20 protein-coding genes and 3 pseudogenes are annotated in these 23,613 nt (G+C 57.9%); 9 read left to right on the forward strand and 14 right to left on the reverse strand.

Annotated features, from left to right (window positions below):
* Positions 1-102: 102 nt before the first annotated feature.
* Both istB and AC1DDS_RS04290 read right to left on the reverse strand, forming a co-directional pair.
* Positions 103-798 (reverse strand): annotated as a pseudogene (istB, locus tag AC1DDS_RS04285) (IS21-like element helper ATPase IstB); the annotation flags it as partial.
* Positions 799-805: 7 nt separating this feature from the next.
* A pseudogene (locus AC1DDS_RS04290) lies at positions 806-916 on the reverse strand (winged helix-turn-helix transcriptional regulator); the annotation flags it as partial.
* A 387-nt stretch (positions 917-1,303) separates the two neighbouring features.
* Here AC1DDS_RS04290 and AC1DDS_RS04295 point away from each other — a divergent pair.
* Positions 1,304-1,617: pseudogene (locus tag AC1DDS_RS04295) on the forward strand (SOS response-associated peptidase family protein); the annotation flags it as partial.
* Positions 1,618-1,784: 167 nt separating this feature from the next.
* Positions 1,785-2,246, forward strand: coding sequence for a DUF1579 domain-containing protein (locus tag AC1DDS_RS04300; RefSeq protein ID WP_477477766.1), 462 nt, complete (start codon positions 1,785-1,787; stop codon positions 2,244-2,246).
* Between the two features lie 795 nt (positions 2,247-3,041).
* Here the strand turns inward: AC1DDS_RS04300 and AC1DDS_RS04305 are convergent.
* From AC1DDS_RS04305 to AC1DDS_RS04325, 5 genes are all read right to left on the reverse strand, one after another.
* Positions 3,042-3,335 (reverse strand): HdeA/HdeB family chaperone, encoded by a 294-nt coding sequence (locus AC1DDS_RS04305; RefSeq protein WP_477477767.1) that lies wholly within the window; start codon positions 3,333-3,335, stop codon positions 3,042-3,044.
* A 591-nt stretch (positions 3,336-3,926) separates the two neighbouring features.
* Complete coding sequence (locus tag AC1DDS_RS04310) at positions 3,927-4,139, reverse strand: hypothetical protein (RefSeq protein WP_477477768.1); 213 nt, start codon at positions 4,137-4,139, stop codon at positions 3,927-3,929.
* The gene (locus AC1DDS_RS04315) at positions 4,136-5,239 is read right to left on the reverse strand and encodes a DUF2092 domain-containing protein (protein WP_477477769.1); all 1,104 of its coding nucleotides are present in this window, start codon (positions 5,237-5,239) and stop codon (positions 4,136-4,138) included. The genes AC1DDS_RS04310 and AC1DDS_RS04315 overlap by 4 nt, the downstream gene beginning before the upstream one ends.
* A 600-nt stretch (positions 5,240-5,839) precedes the next feature.
* Entirely contained in the window at positions 5,840-6,187 is a 348-nt protein-coding gene (locus AC1DDS_RS04320) for a hypothetical protein (protein WP_477477770.1), read from the reverse strand.
* Positions 6,188-6,388: 201 nt separating this feature from the next.
* Entirely contained in the window at positions 6,389-6,991 is a 603-nt protein-coding gene (locus AC1DDS_RS04325) for a hypothetical protein (protein WP_477477771.1), read from the reverse strand.
* A gap of 345 nt (positions 6,992-7,336) precedes the next feature.
* Here AC1DDS_RS04325 and AC1DDS_RS04330 point away from each other — a divergent pair.
* Positions 7,337-8,103 (forward strand): IS5 family transposase gene (locus AC1DDS_RS04330; RefSeq protein WP_477477772.1). Its coding sequence is split into 2 segments (ribosomal slippage): positions 7,337-7,661 and positions 7,661-8,103, totalling 768 coding nucleotides; the frame shifts between segments, so codons are not numbered across the junction.
* Positions 8,104-8,846: 743 nt separating this feature from the next.
* Here the strand turns inward: AC1DDS_RS04330 and AC1DDS_RS04335 are convergent.
* Positions 8,847-10,691, reverse strand: a complete 1,845-nt coding sequence (locus AC1DDS_RS04335; RefSeq protein ID WP_477477773.1) for a B12-binding domain-containing radical SAM protein — start codon at positions 10,689-10,691, stop codon at positions 8,847-8,849.
* A gap of 862 nt (positions 10,692-11,553) precedes the next feature.
* Here AC1DDS_RS04335 and AC1DDS_RS04340 point away from each other — a divergent pair.
* The 5 genes from AC1DDS_RS04340 to AC1DDS_RS04360 all read left to right on the forward strand — a co-directional run bounded on the left by AC1DDS_RS04340 (position 11,554) and on the right by AC1DDS_RS04360 (position 17,964).
* On the forward strand, positions 11,554-13,686 hold the full coding sequence (locus AC1DDS_RS04340) for an adenylate/guanylate cyclase domain-containing protein (RefSeq protein ID WP_477477774.1): 2,133 nt from the start codon (positions 11,554-11,556) through the stop codon (positions 13,684-13,686).
* A gap of 318 nt (positions 13,687-14,004) precedes the next feature.
* Complete coding sequence (locus AC1DDS_RS04345) at positions 14,005-14,640, forward strand: hypothetical protein (RefSeq protein WP_477477775.1); 636 nt, start codon at positions 14,005-14,007, stop codon at positions 14,638-14,640.
* Positions 14,641-14,906: 266 nt separating this feature from the next.
* The gene (locus AC1DDS_RS04350) at positions 14,907-15,455 is read left to right on the forward strand and encodes a recombinase family protein (RefSeq protein WP_477477776.1); all 549 of its coding nucleotides are present in this window, start codon (positions 14,907-14,909) and stop codon (positions 15,453-15,455) included.
* A gap of 453 nt (positions 15,456-15,908) precedes the next feature.
* Positions 15,909-16,871, forward strand: coding sequence for a hypothetical protein (locus tag AC1DDS_RS04355; RefSeq protein ID WP_477477777.1), 963 nt, complete (start codon positions 15,909-15,911; stop codon positions 16,869-16,871).
* 520 nt (positions 16,872-17,391) lie between these two features.
* Complete coding sequence (locus AC1DDS_RS04360; RefSeq protein ID WP_477477778.1) at positions 17,392-17,964, forward strand: hypothetical protein; 573 nt, start codon at positions 17,392-17,394, stop codon at positions 17,962-17,964.
* Positions 17,965-18,031: 67 nt separating this feature from the next.
* On the opposite strand, the gene AC1DDS_RS04365 is transcribed toward AC1DDS_RS04360, so the two are convergent.
* The 4 genes from AC1DDS_RS04365 to AC1DDS_RS04380 form a co-directional block, all read right to left on the reverse strand.
* On the reverse strand, positions 18,032-18,796 hold the full coding sequence (locus AC1DDS_RS04365; protein ID WP_477477779.1) for a hypothetical protein: 765 nt from the start codon (positions 18,794-18,796) through the stop codon (positions 18,032-18,034).
* Between the two features lie 161 nt (positions 18,797-18,957).
* On the reverse strand, positions 18,958-20,619 hold the full coding sequence (locus AC1DDS_RS04370; protein ID WP_477477780.1) for a hypothetical protein: 1,662 nt from the start codon (positions 20,617-20,619) through the stop codon (positions 18,958-18,960).
* Positions 20,616-20,954, reverse strand: coding sequence for a hypothetical protein (locus tag AC1DDS_RS04375; protein WP_477477781.1), 339 nt, complete (start codon positions 20,952-20,954; stop codon positions 20,616-20,618). The genes AC1DDS_RS04370 and AC1DDS_RS04375 overlap by 4 nt, the downstream gene beginning before the upstream one ends.
* Before the next feature lie 92 nt (positions 20,955-21,046).
* Positions 21,047-21,565, reverse strand: a complete 519-nt coding sequence (locus AC1DDS_RS04380) for a DUF805 domain-containing protein (RefSeq protein ID WP_477477782.1) — start codon at positions 21,563-21,565, stop codon at positions 21,047-21,049.
* A 90-nt stretch (positions 21,566-21,655) separates the two neighbouring features.
* On the opposite strand from AC1DDS_RS04380, the gene AC1DDS_RS04385 reads away from it, so the two are divergent.
* Positions 21,656-21,925, forward strand: a complete 270-nt coding sequence (locus AC1DDS_RS04385; protein ID WP_477477783.1) for a helix-turn-helix domain-containing protein — start codon at positions 21,656-21,658, stop codon at positions 21,923-21,925.
* Positions 21,926-21,981: 56 nt separating this feature from the next.
* On the opposite strand, the gene AC1DDS_RS04390 is transcribed toward AC1DDS_RS04385, so the two are convergent.
* Both AC1DDS_RS04390 and AC1DDS_RS04395 read right to left on the reverse strand, forming a co-directional pair.
* Complete coding sequence (locus AC1DDS_RS04390; RefSeq protein ID WP_477477784.1) at positions 21,982-22,359, reverse strand: DUF3768 domain-containing protein; 378 nt, start codon at positions 22,357-22,359, stop codon at positions 21,982-21,984.
* 13 nt (positions 22,360-22,372) lie between these two features.
* The gene (locus AC1DDS_RS04395) at positions 22,373-23,110 is read right to left on the reverse strand and encodes a hypothetical protein (protein WP_477477785.1); all 738 of its coding nucleotides are present in this window, start codon (positions 23,108-23,110) and stop codon (positions 22,373-22,375) included.
* Between the last annotated feature and the right edge of the window lie 503 nt (positions 23,111-23,613).

The following is a 23,613-nucleotide window of genomic DNA, read 5'->3' on the forward strand; positions in this document are numbered from 1 at the left end:
CCGGAGCCGCGAATAAAGCGGCACAAAATTGCGTCGAATTAAAAACGGGCGCAAGCCAGCCGTGGTTTCGAAACGCAAAGGGGAGCGAAATGTCCAGATGCATTAGTCTCGCTTTCGCTGGCGCAACGGGTCTTGCCGCGATCCTAATGCCGGTGCCCGACGCCAGCTGTTCTTGAAGCGGAAGCTGTCGTTTCCGGTTTCGAGGATGTGGCAATGATGGGTAAGCCGGTCGAGCAACGCGGTGGTCATCTTGGCATCGCCGAAGACGCTGGCCCATTCGCTGAAGCTCAGGTTGGTGGTGATGATAACGCTGGTGCGCTCATACAGCTTACTGAGCATATTGAAGAGCAACGCACCGCCTGAAGCGCTGAACGGCAGGTATCCCAGCTCGTCGAGAATGACGAGATCGGAATGAACGAGCCGGTTGGCAATCTGCCCGGATCGTCCCTGTGCTTTCTCCTGCTCAAGAGCATTGACCAGTTCGACGGTGGAGAAGAAGCGGACGCGCTTGTGGTGATGCTCGATGGCCTGGACGCCTAGTGCAGTCGCGATATGCGTCTTGCCCGTGCCGGGGCCGCCGACCAGAACTATATTGTTGGCCTCATCGAGGAACTCGCAGCGATGAAGCTGCTGCACGAGCGCCTCGTTGATCTCGCTGCTGGTGAAGTCGAAGCCGTTCAGATCACGATAGGCGGGAAAGCGTGCGGTTTTGAGCTGATAGGCTGTCGATCTGACTTCCCGTTCGGCCGTCTCCGCTTTGAGAAGCTGTGACAGGATAGGGATTGCCGCCTCGAAGGCCGTTCAGGCGCAGATATTTGCGGATGGTATTCCGGGACAAGCCAGTTCTGCGGCAAATCTCTCGGATCGATAGATGCTCTCGAAAATGCCAGCGCCGGATCACGCTCAGTAACGCCATGTCGATCACTCCAGAGCCCCCGCTGAAAACATGCGAGGGACGGTTGAAACATGGGTCAATTTCTCAATGGAAATATCTGGCTGCGCCGGGTCAGCTCTCAGTGGAAATCAACACCTGCCGCCTTCGTCACGACGAACGTAACGCTTGTCCGTTCAGGTATCGATGAGTTCTCGCTTTGACATCACAGCCTCCATTTTTATGGTTGCCGGCACAAACGCGCAGAAAGGCGGAGAGTTACGAACTTCCGCCGACGTATCGACAGCAGTCTTCTTTTTCGAAGCGCTTCCCTATGAGAATGCCTCTTGGCCCTGCGGCAGAAGCAGTCCTCCGACGACGGCCTATCCGAGGATCATTTAAATCGCCTCGTGCCGCTCTATAGTCCTGACTATGTGTAACGACTACGAACAGCACATCTTGTACGCCGAATACTGCCAGATGATGCAAAAGCTTGCGCTCGAGATCCCGCCGCACCAAAGCGAACTCGATCTTCCCCGAGCCGACGATATCAAGGTTGGAGACACCGGGCCCGTGATGCGGGCAGCGTCGCCGGGAGTTGTCGAGCTGTCGCCAATGCGGTTCGGCTTTCCGCCGCCCACAGAAGAAAAGGCGGGCCTGTCTTCAATTTTCGCTCCGATGGACGGCACTTCGGAGACAGCAAGCGTTGTTTGATACCCGCAAGTGCATTTTTCGAATTCACCGGCAAGTGCGCAGATAACTTCTCAACTCCTTGCTATCCCGCCTCAGCAGACGTCGCGAGTTTCTTTCGGAGAAAGTCTCGAATCATGGCATCTTAAGAAATTGCGTGGCCGAATCCCGAAGTGGACAACCCCCCCCTCCAGGAAGGCTCTCTGGTTCAAAAGGAATTACTATGTCCGGCGCGAGCGACTTCGACTTTCTTCACCGCAATTGGAATGTTCAGCATCGTAAGCTGTCAACCAGGCTCGAGGGGGCAGATGATTGGATTGAGTTCGGCGGCACGAGTTCTACCAGACCGATAATGTCGGGGCATGGCAACATCGAGGATAATGTGATCAATGACCCTGGTGGCGCTTACCGCGCTGCGGCTTTGCGTGCCTTCGATGGTGCCAGCGGACTTTGGCGCATTTGGTGGCTCGATCTGCGCTCCCCCTCGACACTAGGCGTTCCTGTCGTAGGCAGGTTCGAGGGAGGCAAGGGTGAATTCATCGCCGACGACACCTGGATGGGGCGCCCGATAAAGGTTCGGTTTGTTTGGCTGAAGGATGCCGGCATTGGCCCGCGATGGGAGCAATCATTCTCGCCCGACGACGGGCAAACCTGGGAACTAAACTGGTCTATGCAGTTCAGCTAAGCCAACCTGACGGGTCATATCCAAGCCGAAGTCAAAGCGCTATCGACCCGGATACTCCCGCTTCTGATCCGCATCGCCGCGATCGCAACCGAACGACGTCGAACGGGAGCTTCGAGGCAGGACTGCGAACTATGCACGGAGTTTAAACGGTCTGGGGCAGCCCCCCAATCTGGCGATTGCCATCCTTGATCTCGGAAGGTTTTCCGCACCGTGAAACCTTTGGCGAGCTGCCCTCCAGGTCCTCATCTGACGAAGCGAACCAGAAATTTGCGACGGCCGCTTCGGGGGCCGATGGCCGACCGTCCGCTGGTAGTGAGCTCGCGCGGAGCAAAAATGCAAAGAACTCCTCGACGCTTATGCGGAGGAGCTTTCTGTAGAATGGCCCGGCTGGCAGATTTGCAAGTGCTTTGGTTGCGGCCGCCCCAAATTTTGACGTCGACTGTTACCCACAACCACCCCCAAGGACCGACCCTGGCATCGTGTCGTTACTGGCAGCGGGTGGTCGGGAAGGTCGGGGAAACTCGGCCTTTTTTGCCTAAAGGGCGTCTTCAAGATGTACAAAGGCCCCAATCCTTTGGTCCGGCGGACTCGCCGGGCTGGGGCCGCCCCTCATAAGTCCATCACACCCATCCTAGACGGTCATGCAAAAGGCGCCCGTTGCCGAGCGCCTTAAGGTTGCCTAGCAGCCGTGCCAAGTGGCAGGCGCCACATTCACTCTTACTGGTTTTTTTGCGTGCGCTAAGCTAAGTGAAGCCCAATCCACTGATATTAGCGTCACAGCCCCGTTGTCCATCTCTAAGACTTGGAGGCCGCCTCTATCGCGTCTGCCAATGTTGTACCGGGGTTGCTTTTGCAATACTCGACGACCTTCTCTGCATTGGCATGCGCCTTCTCCCCGTCAATCATGGGGTTGCCGGCCTTGCCGTGAACATAACCGTTCACCCACATGGCCACGCCAATCGTCCTGGCGGCAGGCATATCGCCGACCTCCTTGCACGAGAGTTTCGACATGTCCACTTCCGCGGCCAGTCCCTGGCCACACAGACCGATACCTGCAACTGCGAGTGCGATTGATAAAAGGCGCTTCATAGTCATCCTCCTCAAAAGAACTCGCCCCCGGTTGGAGCAAGTGGTTGCGCTGATTGGGATATGCTTTGAGATACACTCAAAGCTGATGTGACACGCCGCTCTTGCAGCAAGTCATTCAGTCTTGAGGCGAATAGTAATAACACGACAGTGGTGGATACGCTTATAAAAACTCGCGCGTTACAACAGATGTGAAGCGCCATGCTGCCGCCAACCCCTCATCCGTAACTTCCCAGAGGGACCTGCAGACGCGTGTAGGGCGGTGGCGAGTGTCCCGGGCGGCGGTCATGACCTTGCCTTTGGTGAGGGCCTGGGCAGAATTGCCATGCCGGGCTCTTTGCGGACTGGCATGGATCAACCTTGAGGGCACAGAAATGTGGCTTGAACTTCACGACAGCAGCGGAGCCCTACACGTCAACATGGACAATGTGGTCAACTTTCGGCGATACGATGGGGGGTGAATTCACTCAGGTTGCTACGCTCGCCGCATCTCGCGATGGCCTCACTACCTATCACGTGGATCGAGGCACCCCAGGAGATTGAGAACATGATCCTTGGCCTGACCGTTACTCCAAGGACCGACCCTGGCATCGCCTAGCAATTGTAGACACCGGCGGCACAACGCCGTGTCGTCCGTCGGGCGACACCGGCCACGCTGACCGGCGTCAGCGGTCGGCCGACTGCAGCAGCGGCAGGAGAGACGAAGCTGGGGATCGATATCCTTGGCGCGTCGCTCGCCAGCTCGCCGATGCAGAATACAGCCGCCAAAGCGAGCCAGATGATTCCCGTGCGTTTCCGGAAGGTCATTTTTCATCTCCCATTACGAAATTCCCCGGCAATTCACTCAGTTTCTGCCTGAGGTCGTTCCCATCGACCTTTTCGGCATTTGTCGCGTTGTTGAAGGCGAAATCACCCGGCATGACTGTGTCGCCGGACTTCCAGTCCCTGATCTGGACGGTGTACTCCGGAGAACCCTTGACCTCACTGGAAGTAATGGCCAAGCGGCAAGGGAATGGTTGGTCGCCGTGAGCGATCCAGATCTGGAAATCCACATCGTCCTTGCGGAAGGCAAGAGAATCGCACTCGTGACCGTTGATGACGCCGCTTCCCAGGTCCTTCGAATCGTAGACACCCTGCATCAGTTCGTCATATGCGTTGGTCATTAGCAAATCGGCGGCCGGCAAGGGCAAGCTATACTTGTCTTTCAACTCGTCTATCAGTTGATCGACCGTGCCGGGGATTTCGACTTGTGTATACTTGTTGAGGTTCTTTCCCAGAAGCGTGAGCGTCTTTCCGTCAAACAGGGCTTCGGATTCGACAAACCCGCCCGAACGTGTCGTGTGCACCTTGTCGGGCCGGCTGAGGATCACGGTGCCTGAACTTGCCAGCCCCAGCTTTTGTTCAGCCTTGGTGACGACCTGGAGATTGGCATCATAACTGAACGACAAAGCCTTCTGGGCTGCCAGATAGTCGGACATGGCCTTGAGCAGCTTCTTGGCTTCCGGCGAGTCGGTGACCCGCACGAGCTCGACGCGACGGTTGAGAGCCTTTCCTTCCTCTGTCTCATTGCTGGCGATTGGCCGGTTCTGCCCAGCGCCCGCTGCCATCAACTTGTCGGCGTCGATCCCTCGTTCAACCAGCGCCGCCTTGATCGTCTCGGCACGCTCGAGTGAAAGACGTTCGTTGGCTTCCGCACTGCCGCTGGCGTCCGTGTGGCCGACAATTCTCAGGCCCCAATCAGGGAAGTTTTTGAGCGTGGTCGCCATGTCATCGAGAAGCGGTTCTGCGCCCGGCTGCAATGTTGCCTTGCCGGTGTCGAAGTGCAGGCCATGGACATCATACTGCTCCCTGGTCTGCAGCGCCTGCTGCATGTCCTCCTTGCTGTATTGCGTGCTCGGGTCGTCCATGCCCTGGGCCCACGAGGGGGTACTTGCGACGGCAGAAAGGACAACCGCCGCGAATACTTCTCGAACGAGACGTCTACGAATTGATCTGTTTCTAGAAACCCTCCCGACGCTTATGACTTTTCCGTGCTCAGGCATGTTCATCAGTGCGCTTAACATCGCAACAATCCTTCTCAGTTTACTGAGGATCAAATTACAATGCAATTTCAATGCTACAATCAGCGCAAATATTACAATATAAAAATAGCACGCATGAAGACAAACGGCACTTTAATTTCGCGTTCATTTGGTATGGCCCGTACGGTTTCTGCCGTGTCGAGGAGCCGATCCTCCGCTTCGGATTGGCTGCCGAGCAGCCTACATGGAGGGATTCGCCGAGAGTGATGAATCCTGCTTGCTCGCCCCGGCGGCAGGAACGTGAAGATCTTTCCCGGTCTGAAGAACGTGAAAGCCCGCAGGCACCTCCCGGACTGCCGAGACTCCGAATGCTAGCGCCGGCGCAGCGACTTGTATCCCTGACAGGCGCAAGAATGCTTCAGGCTTCACCTGATATGGAGAGATGAATTGCCACTTGCTGGCTCCGACAAGTCGGGAAGCAGCAGGCTATGGTCGCGGCGGCGGCGTGGTTCCGGGAGCGCCGCCGCCCGTAGGCATCGCAGAACGAGCCTTTTCCAGCAGCGACGTGGTCAGGTCCACACAGTCTTTCATCGATTCCCGCGGGTCGCAACGGACTGCTACCGTCGCGTCGCCGCTGCGGAGCAGGAAGGCGGCGCCCCGCCGCGGGCCACCGCTCCCGCCGGAAACCTCGTCGGTGATGCTACGCAGCAGGTCTTCAATTTCGCGATCCTGCATCGAGCCCCGGTCGCGAGAGCCGGAGTCGGGCGCGCTCTGGCTCAGGGCGGGGAGCGGCATCAGCAGGAGGCCTGCCGTCATGAGAAGAAACTTGTTCATTTCACCTTCTCCTGGCTTCGTGCGCGGTTGGCGCGCAGGAATTCCCAAACCCGGCGTGGTGCATCCCGCCTGCGAGCAGGCACTGGAGCGCACAAACCCTTTCACTTGCGGGCGCCTTCGCCGGCGGGAACTGCTTCGTTACCCATCGCGAGTTTCGGAAAAAATCATGCGGTCATACGCATATCGAAACGGCACCATGGCCTAGTCCCGGCACACCCGCCTGCGAACGAAGGCCAGCCAGTCGCCGTTCTCGGCCCGCAAGCTGCGGGTAATAAAGACGCAGTTTTCGTCATTTCCACCGGCAAGACGCTCCAACAGGCGTTGCCGCAGGAGACCGCGGCCTCCACCCTGATCGTCGCGGTCTCCGATCAGATCCATGAGCTCATCCCGGCGGTCCCGCCGCGCGGAGATCAGGTCCATGAGCCGCTCGCGCCGGTCGCCGCGGTCGCCAATCAGTTCCATCAGGTCATCACGGCGGTCCCGCCGCGCGGCAAGGAGGTCCCGAAGCCGCTCGAGCCGGTCGCCGCGGTCTCCCATCGGATCGCCGCCGTCTCCGAGAAGATCCGAGAGCTCGTCACGACGGTCCTGTCGCTCGGCGACAAGGTCCCGGAGCAGATCGCGCCGATCGCTGCGGGCGCGAAGGGCATCCCGCAGGAAGTCGCGCACGTCGCTGGCGCTGATGTCGCCGCCGTCGTCCCCCGCACTCAACGATTGTGCGGAGGCCGGGGTTGTCGTTACACAGATCAAGGGGAACGAAGAGGCAAGCGCAAGCGCTGCCGCTGCCATGAGAGGTAGCCGTGCCATGGGATTCTCCCGTCAGCTTGTAAAAGACCCGATTGTCCGACTTATTTCGACGCGTGAAGGCACGCGGTCGCCGCTGGCTTCCGCCATCACGGCAGCTAGGCGACAGCCATCGATCGGAGAAGAACTCCGGCCGCCCTAAGCGTTACTCAACAGGAAGGAATAGCATCTATCCAATACTGCCGAAATACTGGTCTCTCTTTGGGGCGAATATATGGCGACCTCGCCATCGGGCAGCGGGGCAGCCTCAGTGCATAGTGAGCGGCGGTTTGCCCCTAGGGGCTGTACTCATAAACGGGATTCCCTTTGAGGGTCGTTCATGATTCAAACTCCGCAGGAGGAGTTTGAATGGCACGGTTCGACCTTAGTGAACAGGAATGGGCGCTGATTGCGCCGCTCCTTCCCAACAAGCCACGCGGCGTGGCCCGGGCGGATGATCGGCGCGTCCTGAACGCGATCTTCTACATCTTGCGAACTGGCTCGCCGTGGCGCGACCTCCCGGAGCGCTACGGCCCTTACACGACGGCCTACAACCGCTACAACCGGTGGGCCAAGGCGGGCGTGTGGCTACGGGTTTTCGAGGCGCTCGCCGCCGCTTCGTCCCAGTCGATGCAGTTGATAGATTCCTCTATTGTCCGCGCCCACCAGCACGCCGCCGGCGGTAAAAAGGGGGCCCGGATCACGCCATCGGCCGGTCTCGTGGAGGACTGACCAGCAAGATACATGTCGTGGTCGACGAACGGGGCTTGCCGGTTCGGCTCGCGCTCACGCCAGGGCAGGCGTCCGACAAGGCCGCAGCGCCCGGCCTGCTCGCGGGGCTTCCGTCAGCGTCTGTCGTCGTCGCCGACCGTGGCTACGACTGGCAGCACCTGATCGACTTGGTTCGACAGCGCGGCGGCGAAGCGCACATCCCGACCCAACGCGATCGCAAGGTCCAGAGATCAGTCGATCCAAGCCTCTACCGCCAGCGCAACCTCGTCGAGCGCTTCTTCTGCAAGCTCAAACATTTCAGGAGGGTTGCTACCCGCTACGACAAGCTGGCCACCAACTTCCTCGCTGCCGTCGCGCTCGCCTCCGCCAGACTGTGGATGCGGGCTTATGAGTCCACTACCTAGGGGAAGCGCGCGCAACAATTTTCTCTAGCGTGTCCGTGTCTCGCACGCCCTGACTATAGTAGATCAGGATTGAACGAGCGAGGGTTGGCTCCGTCGCTGCCTCGCGCCAACCCGTGTGCTCGTCGCAGAGTTTTTGAAAAATCCGCTGAATTTCCCCATATCCTCAGGAGGAAACACACCCGTTTCTTCGCGGCTGAGTACGCTTTTCATCGCCGCCATCTCCGCCCGATGCGATGCTGAACAGCCCGTTGCCGCAGCCGAACAGCACGGCGAACGCCACGGCTCCGAACGTGGACAGTGCTGTCGCTAATAGGACCACTGCGATCATCCTCGACAAGTGAGCACTGATCTAAGCGCATATTTCGGCCTCTTTGCGGCCGCATTCCAGGCGGCAACTGTCATCCCGGCCCAGTCGGAGACTGCTCTCGTCCTGCAGTTGACCTCAAGTATCCTGTCGTTCTGCTGATCGTTGTTGCCCGGGGGGATTGGTTTCTCGGGATGCTAATGATCTAGATTGGAGGCTATCCATTAGACCAGATATTATCGCTAACCGCCATTTCGAAAGCCGCAACTTTCGACGTCTGACTGACAATCGGTCAGGGACAGTTTCGGAGTCACTTCATGCATTGGTCAAAGGCCGGAACGCCCTTCGCCAACAGTTCGGCGATCAGCTCGCCCGCCCTGTCGCTCGACAGCATATTCGCCTTGGCGGACGTGCCGTAGCACCATTTTCGAGTTCGGCGTCACCGAGAGCCATCAGCAAGCCCCCGGGACCATGCCCGTGTTCGAGTGCCCGCCCGCGCCGTTTCCCGCCCAGGATTGGCGTGGGTGAGCGCCGCGACCTTCTTTACGTGCGCCACCGCTGCCGCACCGCCGGCAGTCTTGGTGAACAGATCGCGCGTTTCCTCGTCGTCGGCCGCGACCGGCATCAGCGCCTGGTCCATGTAGACTTTTGAAGCCGGATCACGGGAGATCCGGTAAGCGGTAGCGGTCAATCGGATGATGGTGCCCGCGAGCGCCACATGCTTGCGTAGCGTCTCCCATGCAAACTGCGGCCAAAAGATCAGCGGATGTACCTGCTCCAGGCCTGGCCGCCGCTCAGACGGCTGCTTCAGGCGCAGAAGTCCGCTCTGCAGTGGATGCACGTTTTCGAGCGGCACCATCGTTGCGAAGTAAACGAGCAGCTTAACGAGGCTTCCGATCGGCACGCCTGTCGCGGCCGCGCGGCGCAGCAGCGTCTGCATGTGCTCGGGCGAGTAATAGAGCTGCCATGCCTCGCGGTATATGCTCTCCCACGCTTCCCGGCTCATCTTCGGATGCGCCGTGCACACATGCTCGACATCATACACGTTGAGATCGGACCGCATCTCTACGCCGTTTTTCCAAAGCTTCTGGTGATCCTCCGAACCCGGCAATGGTGTGAGGGTGAAAAATTCGACGATGTCGATCGGCAGTTCGCGTTGAATGATAGCGATGTCGCGCCGGATGGTCTCGGGCGTATCGGCCGGAAATCCGAGGATATAGCCTGCAAGCGTAATGATGCCCTGCGCCTTCCAGGCAAGCAGCATCTTCCTATATTCGGTGATCTTGTTCTGGTTTTTCTTGGCCGAGGTGAGGTTGTCGGGGTTGACGTTTTCGAGGCCGATGAAAACGCGGGTCACGCCGGCACGCTTTGCCTTTTCGATGAAGTTAGGGATCTTGTGGCAGAGCGTATCGACCTGGATCATCAGGCCGAGCGGAATATCGTCCTGCTCTCGCAGGTCGATCAGCCGGTCAAAGATTGCCTCCCATTCCTTGTTGCGGGCGAAATTATCGTCGGTGATGAAGAATTTGTGGACGCCCTGCGCCCAATTCATCCGCACGAGCTTCTCGACGTCATCGGCCGAGCGGAAGCGAGACTTGCGCCCCTGCACGTTGATGATCGTGCAGAAGGAACACTGATAGGGACAGCCGCGCCCGGCATCGAAGCTCGTGCTCAGGCCAAGCGTGCGAGCGACATTTTCCTTCGGCAGGAACGGGACGGGCATTCCGCCAATGCCGGGCAGATCATCCATGAAGTTGTAGACCGGCTCCAACCTACCGCTGGCCGCATCGCGCAGCACCGTGTCAAGGCGACCCTCCGCCTCGCCCGCGAACATGGCAATGCCCATCTTCCGGCAGGCGTCGAGGTCCACCGCCGTGCCGTCAAGCATGGCAATGCAGCCCGACACGTGAAAGCCCCCCATGGCAACTGGGATGCCAGCCTCACGGAACGGCCGCGCAATATCGAGGGCACGCGGATACTGATTGGATTGGACGCCCACAAGCGCCACCAGGCCAAAATTGTCGTGTCCGCCAAGCCGGCGCAGAAGGGCCGGGAAATCGATGTGGGTATTCGTCTCGTCGATCGCCGTGATATCGATGGAAACGTCGGGGCCGAGCACCTTGCGCTCGGCGCAGTCAGCGGCAAGGCCATAGAGGGCGGCGAGTGAATTCGAAGGGATCATCGGCCGCCACCAGCGGATCACGTAGCCATCGTCATCATAGTGCGAGGGCTTGATCAGAATGAGTTGGAAGCGTCTCTCCTTGGCTTGCGAAACATGTGCCATGCTATCACTTTCGCGTTAGAGACGATGTCCGAGTTTAGCAGAGCCCCGTGGGCGTATCCAGACGTGCATTAGGCCGGAAACTGCCATGCCGTGGCTTACATTTTCAAGACCCGGCCTCTACCCTTGTCTTTCGTCGTCCTTCATCCCATCGTCGGGTCTTGCTGCACGTTGCGGCCTCAGCGCTGGCGTTTCGATATGTGCAGCAGCAGCGATGATAAGGCGACAGCGGCGAAGGGCGTCCGCTTTTGGGCGCTTAGCGGAAATGATTTCCGCTATGCGCTGCTGGCTGCCACTGAGGAGCCGTGGGCCGGCACTGGAGGCAAAGCAGACGTAGCAGGCGAGCGGACCTCGAGTGCTTCTTTGCACCCGCAGGGAAGTCAGGTTTTCAGCGTCGATCGACTGCAAGCTAAAACGCCATAGCGGTGCTGAGGTAGAGGGAGACAATGCGTCAGGCGCTGATCTCACCAGCGATGATAAGTTGTTCGAGTGCGCCGGCGGTGCATACGATGTCTGCTTTCGGGCAACGGCAAAGCTTGCTCCAACGACTGACTTAAGAGCGTTGCAGACGGAATGGGGCCGTCAGCGGCCCGGCGGCTTCTGGCATCGAACGAGCGATAGGCGACATTCCATTTGCGAGGCCCGCCGGATTGGTCGCTGCTGAGCAGTTGACCGATTTCTGCCTCGGACTGGCCGGAACTACCGTCTCGATGAATTGCGCTGCCCATCGGGCAGCTATCACAGTATCATCAATCGTCTCCGTTCCGGATTGAACGGTCTTCAACAGCAGCGGCTGGTCGTTATTCAGATCATTACCATCGGCGATATCTGCCCGGCACCCTGCATTACTGGTAAGAGTTTGCCCATGCCTTCTAGCGATGTGCCCGGCTCCTCTGAACCCGCGCGCTGGGGCTTAGCCGCAAAGCTGTTCACAACCCTCGTCCTGCTTGGCGCGATCGCGGTCCTGGTGACCGGCGTGCTCGGCTACTTCCGCGCCAGCGACGCCCTCGAAGAGGCAGTGTACGACCAGCTCACCGCCGCCCGTCAATCCAAGACGCGCCAGATCGAAGCCTACTTTCGCACGATCCAGGCCGAGCTGCGCCTGCTTGCCACCTCCAAGATGGTGGTCGATGCAACACGCGAGTTCCGGATCGCAGTCGACCAGCTCGACGGGGCAGGCGCGCCGCCTGAGCTGCAGCAGAAGGTCAGCGATTGGTACGCCGCGAACGTCATCCCCCAGATGACGCGCATCCTGGGCAGGAAACCAGCTCTGTCGGACTATCTGCCGGTCGGTGGCGGCCCCTACTATCTGCAGTATCGCTACATTGTGGAAAATCCGCACCCGGCGGAGCGGCGCAAGCTTCTCGATGACGCCGGCGACGGAAGCGACTACAGCAAGCTTCACGCCGTGTATCATCCCCTGATGCGCGCTGCGGCCACCACGGTCGGCTTTTTCGATTTCATGATTGCCGATCCCAAATCCGGCCGCCTGATCTACACTGTCCAGAAGGAGGTCGACTTCACCACGTCCCTCCAATTGGGTCCCTACCGCCGCTCCAACGTCGCCTCCGCCGTCGCCCGCTGCACGGAGACCGCCGACCGATCGGCCATCTGTCTCGAGGATTTCGCTGCTTATGCACCGTCGGGCGGCGCACCGATCGCCTTCATGGGAGCTCCGATCATTGACCATGGCGTGGTCATCGGCGTGCTGATTGCGCAATTGTCGAACGAGGAGATCGACAACGTCGTCACCGGTGGTCGCCGTTGGCGGCAGGAAGGGTTTGGCGGCACGGGCGAGGCCTATCTCGTAGGCCCCGATCATCTGGTGCGCTCCGCCCCACGGGCATTCTACGAAAACCAGGAGGTCTATTTCGCCGAACTCAAGTCCGTGGGCGCATCGGACGAGGAGATCAGCGACATTCAACGGTATGGCACTCCAGTTCTTCACCAGCGCATCGACACTCAGGCTACTCGGGCTGCGCTCGCCGGTGTCGAGGGTACGGGCGAGATCATTGGATACCGTGGCGTTCCGACACTCGCTTCGTGGGGACCGCTCGCGATTCCCGGCGTCAAGTGGGCCCTCGTCGCTAAAATCGACAGTGCCGAGGCCTTCGCTCCTGTCGCCCAGCTCCGCAGGGATCTGCTGGTCGTCGGGGGACTGGCGCTGCTGGTGGTAGCCGCCACCGCGGCCTGGCTGTCGCGCGCGCTGCTCGGACCGCTGCGCGAACTCACCGCAGGCGTGAAACGCTTCGCTGCCGGCGACTATCTCGTCAGCGTACCGGTCCGCACGCGCGACGAGATTGGCCAGCTCTGCTTGGCCTTCAACGGCATGGTCGAGGATCTGCACGAAAAGAATGTCGTGATCGAGAACAAGAACCGCGAGAACGAGGAACTGCTGCTCAACGTCCTGCCCGCACCGATCGCCAACCGGCTACGCGGCGGTGAGGAGGGGATCGCTGACGGCTTCGCGGAGGTCACCGTTGCCTTTGCCGACCTGGTCGGCTTCACGGCGCTGACATCGGAGATGCCGCCGCACGAAGTGGTGACGTTTCTCAACGGGCTGTTCACGCGATTCGATGTCGCTGCCAACGATCTCGGAATCGAGAAGATCAAGACGGTGGGCGACGCCTATATGGCGGTGTGCGGCTTGCCCGAGCCAATGGCCAACCACGCCGAGCGCATGGTGCGCATGGCCATCCGCATGGTCCACATCACCCGCGAACATGCCATGGAGCACAATGTTTCGATGAAGCTCAGGGTTGGCGTCAACAGCGGGCCGGTGGTGGCCGGCGTCATCGGCAAGAACAAGTACATCTATGACCTGTGGGGCGACACGGTGAACCTCGCGAGCCGGATGGAATCAGGCAGCATACCCGACGCAGTTCAGGTGACGCGCCCAGTCTACGAGCAGCTCAAGGGCCTGTTCGTCTTTGAGCCGCGCGGCGCCATTGAAGTCAAGGGCAAAGGCAAGGTAGAGGCTTGGCTCTTGAGATTATAGCGTTGTAGGCACCTTCTGATGGCTGCTGGAGCTACTCCGACTTATCCCTTTTTCCCCCGATGTCTCTTTCCAGGAAGCAGAACCGCCCGTCTCTATGGCCGACATCAGGCGCAAAGCTGTCGATCGATAGCAAAATGCGTCGGCCGACGCTCAATCAGATACTCGATCCTTTTTGAAATCTCCCCTCCGACATCAATGCGATCTCAGGCGCGACCGCGCCCGTAAAGGGTATTGCGGCAATCAAATCAGTGATGGCCGCAAACAGCTCAACCAAGTCCGCTGGAACGCCCGCGCGACTTCCTCCAAAAGGAGAGATCGATGAATGCATTTTCGTTACTGAAACCGCAACTCACGGCAAATCTTCTTGCCGAAATGATCAACGACAGGTTTGAGATGGACGAACTGGTCCACTTCGTTTCCATCGCGCCAAGTGACTTTGCCGAGACGATTACCGACGATGGAAAACGTCCGACCTTCAATCGCGATTTACTGGAAGACGTCCTATTGAATCTCGATGCGATCGGCGTCGTGGAACTGGCTGTGCATGCCGCCGACGACGGAAATCGCAGTGCCCATTTCACGTGGCATGGTGTCGTGCGCGGTCCGTTTGAGGAACTTGCTGCGAGGTGCAGTAGGACCTTTGCCTCAGGCGCTTGGCCGAGAACCTCCAAAAAGCGCGGCACCCAGAAACCGACTCTGCTCATCGAATGGCCTCCGCTGGACTTTAACTGGGAGGATTGGCTCTTCGGCTTCTTCCAAGCTTCTGCTGGATACTACAGCGAACCGCTTACAAAAACCGACATCAAGAAAGGATCATGGTCGAGATCGTCCATTCCGGGTGATTTGGCAGCATATGTCGGCCAAATCTTGGTTGAACGAACGGCGGACGAACTTGTCCTTGCGGGTAGCCGGGGCGAACGTATCCGCGAGATCATCTTGAAGACATATTGCTAGATCGCCAGCCGAGCCGAACTGGAAATATTTGAAACAAGCTGGTGCCGCCCTGAAAGGGCGGCACCAGGGCATCGAACCGAATTCGCAGAGGCCAAATTTGGGCTCGGCCAACTTGGGCTATCCCTGACCGCAATTTCTATTGATGGTCACTGCAGGGTATACCCTGCAGTGACACGACGTTGGGTTACCGCCGCCATGTAACATCTGGGTTGACAGTGGCTATTTGTGACAGGGTAGCCTCGGGCCTAAAGCTTGAGGTTACACATATGGCTCGCATTGGTTATGCACGCGTCAGCACGGCTGAACAGGATTTGCAGATACAGCTTGATCGCCTTGGCGCAGAGAAATGCGACATCATTCGATCCGAAAAGATATCGGGCGGCAGCCGTGAGGGACGCGTCGAACTTGCCACGGTGATCGAGTTCCTGCGCGCAGGCGACGAGCTCTTGGTGACGAGGCTGGACCGGCTGGGGCGCGACACGCGCGACGTACTCAATATCGTGCATGAATGCCAGCAGCGCGGCGCATTCGTAACCGTCCTTGACCCGCATGTTTCGACGCGGGGGGAGATGGGTCATATTGTTTTGACAGTGCTTGGGATGGTCGCCCAGATGGAGCGACGCTTCATTAAGGAGCGCCAGCGTGAAGGTATCGAGAAGGCGAAGGCTGCGGGCGTTTACAAGGGTGCAAAGGCTCGGCTCGACCATAAGCTTATCCGGCGACTTCACTCCGAGGGCGTCGGCCCGTCTGAAATCGCCAAAGCGGCCTGCTGCTCTCGAATGCAGGTCTATCGCGTTTTGAGATCGGCCGCGTAGCGATGCAATCGTTCAACGTCACAGGGTACGGACTTCTGCGCCCCGACCGCTTCTGGGCGCGAAGCGGACTCAGTAATTGACTGCGCCCGATGACGACGTGATTTGCAGTTGCACTTTCGAGGTAGACGCAACTATTGTTCGCTGAGCATGTGTCACTAAAAAATCTCAGATTGTATGATGCGCCGTTTGCTTCATTTCGCTACCTGTGCGCTCGCATTGGCCGTGACGCCTGCGACGTCCTGCGCGTCTGCAGAGTTGGTGGGATGCATCGGCAACAATTGGGGTGACCTTCTTAGTTCCTTGGAACCCCTGCAGGCAGGCCCACTGTCATTGTCAATGCTCCGCTGCCTACCGATTCCTCAGAGCTATGACAGGATAAAGCCTCCGGGCCTTTCCGGCGACGGAAGCAAGGTCTTCGCATTGGACTTAAACGAAGGCTTGTGGGTGGGAAGGGTGGACAAAAGTACACCTTCCTACAGGTTCGCAACCAATGTGTCCTCACTTCTGTGGATGTCAGGTATACCGTTTGTATGGCTGGATGATGCGTCGGCCGTCCTTGGCGTGAAGGAAGAGACTGCGCCGCGCGGACGCGTTAGCGGTACGCTCAGTCCGTTCCTTTTCCGGGCTGACGGCACTGAAAAGCAACTGCCGCCTCTCTCTCATCCGAACGGTTCACTTGATGAAATCTACTGGATTGGAACGGCCGGTCTGGGCTTGGCCGCGTTTGGGACCGGGGGTGCCGACTCACTGCCGGAACATAGAGATAATCGGCCGACGGTAGCGCTTGTGGACGCTCGCGCCGGTAAAATCCTGCAATCTGATGAGCTCGCGAGAGTGCCCGGACTATCAGGGAATGAACCGACTCAGGCAGTCGCCTCACGCGTAGCTAAAGACGGGCGTGTCCGCGTCCTCGTGTCATTGTCACATGACAAGTGGATGTACTGGGTTCAGGGAGAGATGCCACGGATTGTTCCGATCACCTTAAGAACCCTCCGCACACCGTTCGCGCTCTCGCCTGACGGGCTCAATGTGCTTTTGATGGGAAACCTGAGCGCCACCGGACTGATATGCGAGTTTGGCAACCCGTGCCCGGATCCAACACCGGTAACTGGTATGGTCGCTGAGCTGCGCGAGATCTCAACCGGTCGACTGATTTGGCAGATTATCGGAACGGCGCACGAGTTTCATGATAGTGCTTTGCCAGCGGTGAGCCCCGACGGTCGCTATGCGCTGATTTCGATGCCCGGGCTTAAATCAACTATTGCGCTTATCGAGATGGGGACGGGCAAGATCGTTCAGCAGGTAGGGACACTGCGCCATGCTGGTCCCGTAGGTCTAGGATTTTCGCCGGAAAGCAACAGAGCTTGGGTTATTGCTGGCACCCTCTTGACGACTTACAACTTCGCAGATCAATAAGATGTCCGCTTCTGGTAGCTCTGTGCTGCCCGTCGCCCCGCACGGCGTTCTCTTGCGAAATGCCTCTCCCTGTACAAAGCGCACGCGATTCATTCATCGTTGGTTCCGGTGTCATCAACGGTGAGCGCAGAGCAATCGATAGACGCACTACCTTTGAACAAGCCGCCGCTGATAGAGCACGACCCGAACGCTTCGCCTTTTCGCCGCGGCATATGATTGCTTCCGCACCATTGCAGCCATGATGAGTAGTCCTCGCACTCTACAGTCTGCTTTTTTCAACGGCATCCGCCTCCTGCCGAGATCGCCACGCATACGTGCATTTCCTTGCAGGAATGCAGAAGAGCGCGCCGGACACCGCTAGCTGTCAGTTCTACGTTGTCGTCAGTCGGTATTTTTCGAAATGTTAAGATTGCGCTGGATACCTCAATTGACAACCTAGAGTACAGGTTCAAGGTACATTGAGGCGAGATTGATCAATATGCGGCTCGGAATCCGCAGTGCGTGTGGGAACGTGAGATCGATGTTCAAGAACCGTCTCCTATGCGTATCTCTAGCTTTTCTGGCCAGCGTCGTCTTGGCGGTTGGAGCTTTGGATGCGTTTCTGCGCTCTTACGACGAGGCTTCGGATAAGGATCGCTCCCGCGGCATCCGAACGAGAGTCGGCGACTATACGAGCTTCCGGCATATCGGAATGCTGCCTCTTCCTCTTATCCTTGCACTGGAGAAATGGCCGAATCGCGCCGACTGCTTATCTGACGTCAATGGGAACATTTTTCGCTGGGAGGAGATCAGCAGCACAACGGAGATAGAGGTCTGCTTGAGCAGGGTGTTCGCCAACGTGGCGTCGGACGAAGAAATCGTGGCGATCTTGAACGCTAACGGCTTTTTTGGCGCCCAAGTCATGCCGGCAATCGGTCGTTTCAACAGTGCTAAGACCAATGTCCTCGGGAGTTGTGGCAAAGCCGACAGGCCGTGTGGCTATGCCTTGGCAAACTTCTGGTCGATTCCGTTCGAAGTCTACAGATTCTCCCTCGGCATATCCCGCGACGGCCGCACAACATTAGACATCAATGTCGGGAAATCTGTAAAGTGAGAAGATATGACAATATTTCTTGCATGAAATCTAATAACTTCAGTTAGTTTTCATGATCGCCTCCCTGCTAGGTTAGTTGGCGAAAACAACTCAACATCTTAATGCTTCGATCCCTGAAGGATCGCCACTGATCAAGCTTGTAGCGGGGATAGCTCACGCTAATACTCATATTTTCAAAACTGAATAAATGGCTGCAGCCTGGAGCTGGTACTCTCCCTACAAGGCTGCAGGAAATGACGTCAGTGACTTTGCCATCGGCCTTTCCGATAAAGACTTCGCGACCCATCGCCGGCTTGCTGGTTTGGCTGACAAGACCGTTTGGCAGGATCGGGCCGTTGAGGCTGGTGCCTGAGCTGTGGTGAAACCGCAGATATGAAAGGGCGATGTTGCCAAGTGCGGTGTCGACCTTGTCTGGCCCTACTATGTTAACGAGAACCGTTGAGCCGTCCCGCAAGCCCTCCTTGAACCGCTTCTTCTGCTCGGGCGTGTTTTCATCTGTTCGCGTGAACGGCTGGAAAGTGTCTCCGCGAACCTGAAACACAATACCCTCGCGTACGCCTCCATCCGTAAACCCAAGAGGCACGAGATATCGATACGGGAACCGCAGATGCGTTTCGGAGCCGGCATTTTGGATATGGGCAGAAACGAGTTTGCTGTCGAACGCTAGGCCAGCGCATTCAGCAATACTTTTCATCTCGTTTGAGGTTTGAGCAATGGCGCCTTGATTGCTCGGTTCATATGTTGGGGAGTGCCCGCCGATCCGCCCCAGAAGAATACCAGCAAACCCCAACATTCCGGCGACAATGAACGGCCATTTGACCCCAAAGAACATTTCGCGAGCACTCACCGTTCAGCATGCAGCACCTTCCATAGGTACTGGTATTTTGCGAAGGTAGAGTGTGTCACGCTCAATTGCTACCCGAAGCGTATAGCCCCATATCGCGCGCAGGCGTTTGCCAATTTGAAAATTGATGTGCAAATTTGTCACCCGCTTTAGTTTTTTAAGTGCTCGCAACTTTCAAGGTTCCCTTTTGCCACCAAGCACCTCAAATATTCCGTCTCCCGACGACTGCGCTCTTCCTCTTCATCGGCGAGTCGCATTTCCTCTCCGGCGCTACTTTTGGTAATCTTCGGGGGGAATTCCATGTCCACTTCGAAGAGGAATTCAAAGCGTTCACCATCGGTCGAAATGCCCTTGCAATGTACCGTCTTGACCTCTCGCGTTTCAGCATCGAGTGGAGCGTTCTCCACGCAATCGCCCTGCTCTACTTTGAAATAGTTGTGCGAATAGTTCGGTCGCCCAGGAACACCACGAGTGATATGAATGTCCACGATCGTGCTCCGCACGGAACCGTCTTCCTCACGAATATTGTCTAGAGAGAACTTAACCACGGAATGCGAAGCGCTCGACAAGGGCCTAAAACGATCCTTAATGCCGAATTCATACAAAAATTCGCGGCGGGCGGGACGAACAAAATTGTTAAATGCCCTCCTTATCTTTTTCCCTCCAACATCTGTAAAATCAACATCTTTCAGCTTAATATTCTTGAATACCCCGAAAGATTCAACATCTATATTTTCGTCACTGCCCCTATATTTATCATTTCTCTCAGGAATCGATCCGTTGCTTTCATCCATATACTGATCGTATTTTTCAGATCTGCTTTCGAGTTCGCTCATTTCTCCGACATTTTTCTCGTCAACGGGTTCAGCGGCGCTCTTCTGGGATGGATCATTTTCATCTTTCGTCAGTGCTGCGGTAACCTCTTGCTTGGCGTCTTCACCGATGTACGGCTGACTCGCCTTGTCAAAATCGAGCCGGTACTCCTCCCGCTGCCCATACCCAATACCGTAGCACAGAATGCTGCTCTCCCTCTCTACACAAGATCCTGCGAGTTCTTCATCGACCTCCGTCTCCACCTCTCCCGCCGTATTGCTGGTCAGGGTCGCCACGGCAACGAGACGGCCGACCTTTTCTGTGTCCAAGAAAAAGAACTTGTAGCCTTTCGTGACGACCTCACCATCGTCGGCAACCCCCACGAAATAGGCACTGAGACCTTTCTCGTAAACGTCCCTGCGAACGGCTGAGGCCACGCTCGTCTGCTTGTTGCCCAAAATCGCCAGATCATTATACGTGCCGGAGAGGAAAGAGAAACCGACGACACGATTGGCTTTTGTAGGGTTGGTAGACCCCGTCCAGCACTCCATGAATTTGTCGATAGCTGCGCTTGATCCATTCAATGGGAACGCATCGGCGTATTCATCGTTGACATAATACAACAGCCTCTTACCAGCCGAGAGAGCCGACAAGGTGCGGAGACCGATGGGCGTCATCGCTTGTTCTTCACCGATCTCGAAGTGGGCAGCCTGCATGCCATCCACTTCCCACGACACGGTATACCCCTTTGACAAGCCGCCGCGTGTGAACGCGACAATCGGCGTTCCGGGGCTTGCCTGTATGTGCAACACCTCAGAACTCGGGTTCGGGCGAGCTGATACCGACAGCGCGCAGATGGCAGCGTCGTTTTCCGCACCCTCAACGTATTCGAAGTTCCAATCGCCTCGAACGAATAGGCTTCTTTCGTCGGCATAGCTTTCAATAGGGGCCAGATTGGAAAGCGCTACGGCGAGGAGCGTCCAAGTAGAGGGTTTCATTGTGCCACCACCTTCTTCTTTCCCGAGCGCCAAGCGAAGAAGGCCATGACGGCCATGCCGAGCGATACGAAGCCCCAAATCTTCAGGTCGGGGAATTCGGTCGATCCGGCCAAGGCGATCAGTCCGGCAAGAACAAAGATGACAGTGGAGACGATCGGTAGGCCGAAGGCGAATGCTCCGCCGACGAACAGCAACAGGCCCGCGAGAATGCCGAGCATGCCAGCGTCTGTGGTCGCTGCATCACCGGTAAGATGAGAGGCGGTGCCAACCGTACAGGACTGCAGCAAGACGAGTATTCCGAGCATGATGGCAATGATGCCGAGGGCGATCTTCATGTTCTTCTTCCTATGATGTGTTGGTGACGACATGCGCACTGGGCCGACTGCGGCCGAACCGCAAAGGGAAATTGAGGGATTGTGAGAAGTGACTATGCGCGACCGCCAGCCATAGCTTCAGCCTTCATCTGCCGAAACTCGGTCTCGCTGATCGCCCCTGAGGCACGCAGAGCGGCGAGCCGTTCAATCTGATCGAGGCTCGGGGTGCCCGCCCCCGTGTTCGTCTGCTGGTGCGCCGGTACCGGCGCTTGCGCGCCCTTGCCGACAGGCCCCGAGCCAAAGCGGTTCGCGCCGGGTGTCGAGGGCTGGCAGTGAAACACCAGCAGGACGATCGCTCCCAAGGGGATCACGCCGATCAGCACCCACCAGCCGCTCCTGTCGATATCGTGCAGGCGGCGCACGCTGACCGCTAAAGAGGGAATGTAGTGGGGGATCACCCAAAGGGCGGTGAAGAGCATCACCCCCTTCTCGTCATTGCCGAGCGCGAGATCGATCGCCATGGCGATGACGCTGCCGCCAAAGGCGACCAGCATGAAATACCAGAACTCGGATCGGCTGGCCCGTCCCTTGAATTCGAAATAGCGGCACATGGCGCCAATGTAGGCGTTCATTCTGATTTGCTTTCTGTTCGTGTCATAGTTGCAATATGGGACTGACAGTCCGTCGATTGTCAAGCATCCGATGTGGCTCATGTGCCAGTCATGGACACGCGCAGCACCATCGGCTGGAACCTTCGTCGCCTTCGGGTCGCCAAGGGCCTTTCGCAGGAAAGGCTGGCGCTGGAGTCCGGCATTGACCGCGCCTATCTTGGTCGGGTCGAGCGCGGCTCGGAAAACGTGACGGTCTCCACCCTTGAAGCCTTTGCAAATGTACTGGGTGTCCGGGTCTCCGCCCTGTTTCGGGATGTCGAACCGAATGAGCCAGAACCAATGCCGCTCAAGGCAGGTCGGAAACCCAAGGCCCAAAATTGAAGAAGCCCGCGGCGGGGCGGGCTCTCTTCGTAGGGCGAATGTCGGGAAGATCGTCATCAGTACTCGTCCCCCCGCATGATCGTCATGACACGAACGGTGAACGCCGGGTCGGTCGGATCGGGTGAGGCATAGCGAAGATCGAGGTCGTAGTAGTCTATCTTCCAGAAGTACCGCACGTCCTTGAAAGCAAGCGCGCCGAAGTCGTGCTCGCCATATGAGTCGTTCTCGGGGGTGAAACTGTCGTACGCCCGCACTGCCTTAAACAAGCCACATAGGTCGTCGGGTGCGAGAGCCATGACGCCGCGCGTGGCGACAACATGGCCGCTCACGAAGCTGCGGCGGAACGCATCGTTGAGATGGCGCAACCGGTCAGCCCGGTTGAGCCCGTCGCGGCCAGTCTCCAGCGCAAGGGTGATGATATCCGCAAAGGCCATGACGCCCCCTGCCTCAGTAGGTCTTGCACTGAGGGTGAACGAGCGCGAGTTCGCTCAAGTGCTTGGAGGTTGGCAACTCATCGGGGAAGTCGCGCCAGCGCAGGCGAAACCGATCGCCGTCGAGCACTCCAAGGATCTCACAGGCCCACCAACCATCAAGGGGATCTTCCGTCGCGAGCACCAAATCGCCGACCGCAAGCGTCGACCAGTCTTCTGGCAGGTGTAGCGGCACCTCGCCCTTGCTTGCCTTGGCATAGCTTTCGGCAGCGGCGGCTTTCGCGGCTTCGATGCGAACGGCAGCCGAGGCGATGTACTCCTCGTCGAGATAGGCGGCCAGCCGGTCGTAGGTCTCGCGCTTGGTGAACGGCACGAACGCTTTGCCACTCTCGAAAAGCTTGCCCTTCGGCAGCAGGCCGGCGAGGGCAATCAGCTCAGCGCCATCGACGGCGATGGACGCCATGTCCATCATGTCGGCGGCAAGGGTGGCAGCATCGACCTGTTCTTCGGGGAACCACGCGGCATGGGGCTTCCCCTGATCGTCAAGGCCAACAAGAATGAGTTTGGCAATGGTGGCGGCATCGAGCTGCGGCTTGACCTTGTCGGCCTTCTTGGCAGCCGCCACCGGGCGCGGCCCGTTCAGGATCGAAACATGGGGCAGCGACACCTTCCTAATGGCAGGGGTAGCGGGTTCAAACGGCAGGCTAGGCATATGCTTCTCCTCAAATGAAAAGAGCGCCGAAATGGCGCTCAAGGGGACAGGGCATTGATGAAATCGGGGGGCGACAATCGCCGAACAATCAGTTGCATGACACCCCTTTGCCATCATCGAACACCTTTAGCTTATCAAAATAAAGAATAAAAATCAATATGATAGCTATTTTGCCTGATTGACTACGGCCAGAGAATGAATACCCTGGAAGGCTAAAACGCGGTTGGAAGAGTAACCGTGATCGTGATTTCAGAACGTGCCGGCCTGCTCGGCAACTGACGGCGGAGCTTAGCCGGAACCCCGATAGGTCACCCTCGCTTCGCTATCTACAGAGCGTTCCCCGCTTCTGATCAGCACTGCAAGGCGTCGGTAAACAACCTACGCAAACGCCAATTCACATCAGCGAATGCCGTGATCGGGGAATTGCCCCGCCCACGTTGCCGATCCTTCGGGAGAGTAATGTCCTGCGTGAAACGCACTATGCGAACCATGCAGGCATATGGCCCTGCACGCCTATAGGAGCCCAAATGCCTGCAACACCCCAG

The organism is Mycoplana sp. 10N416, from assembly GCF_056394765.1.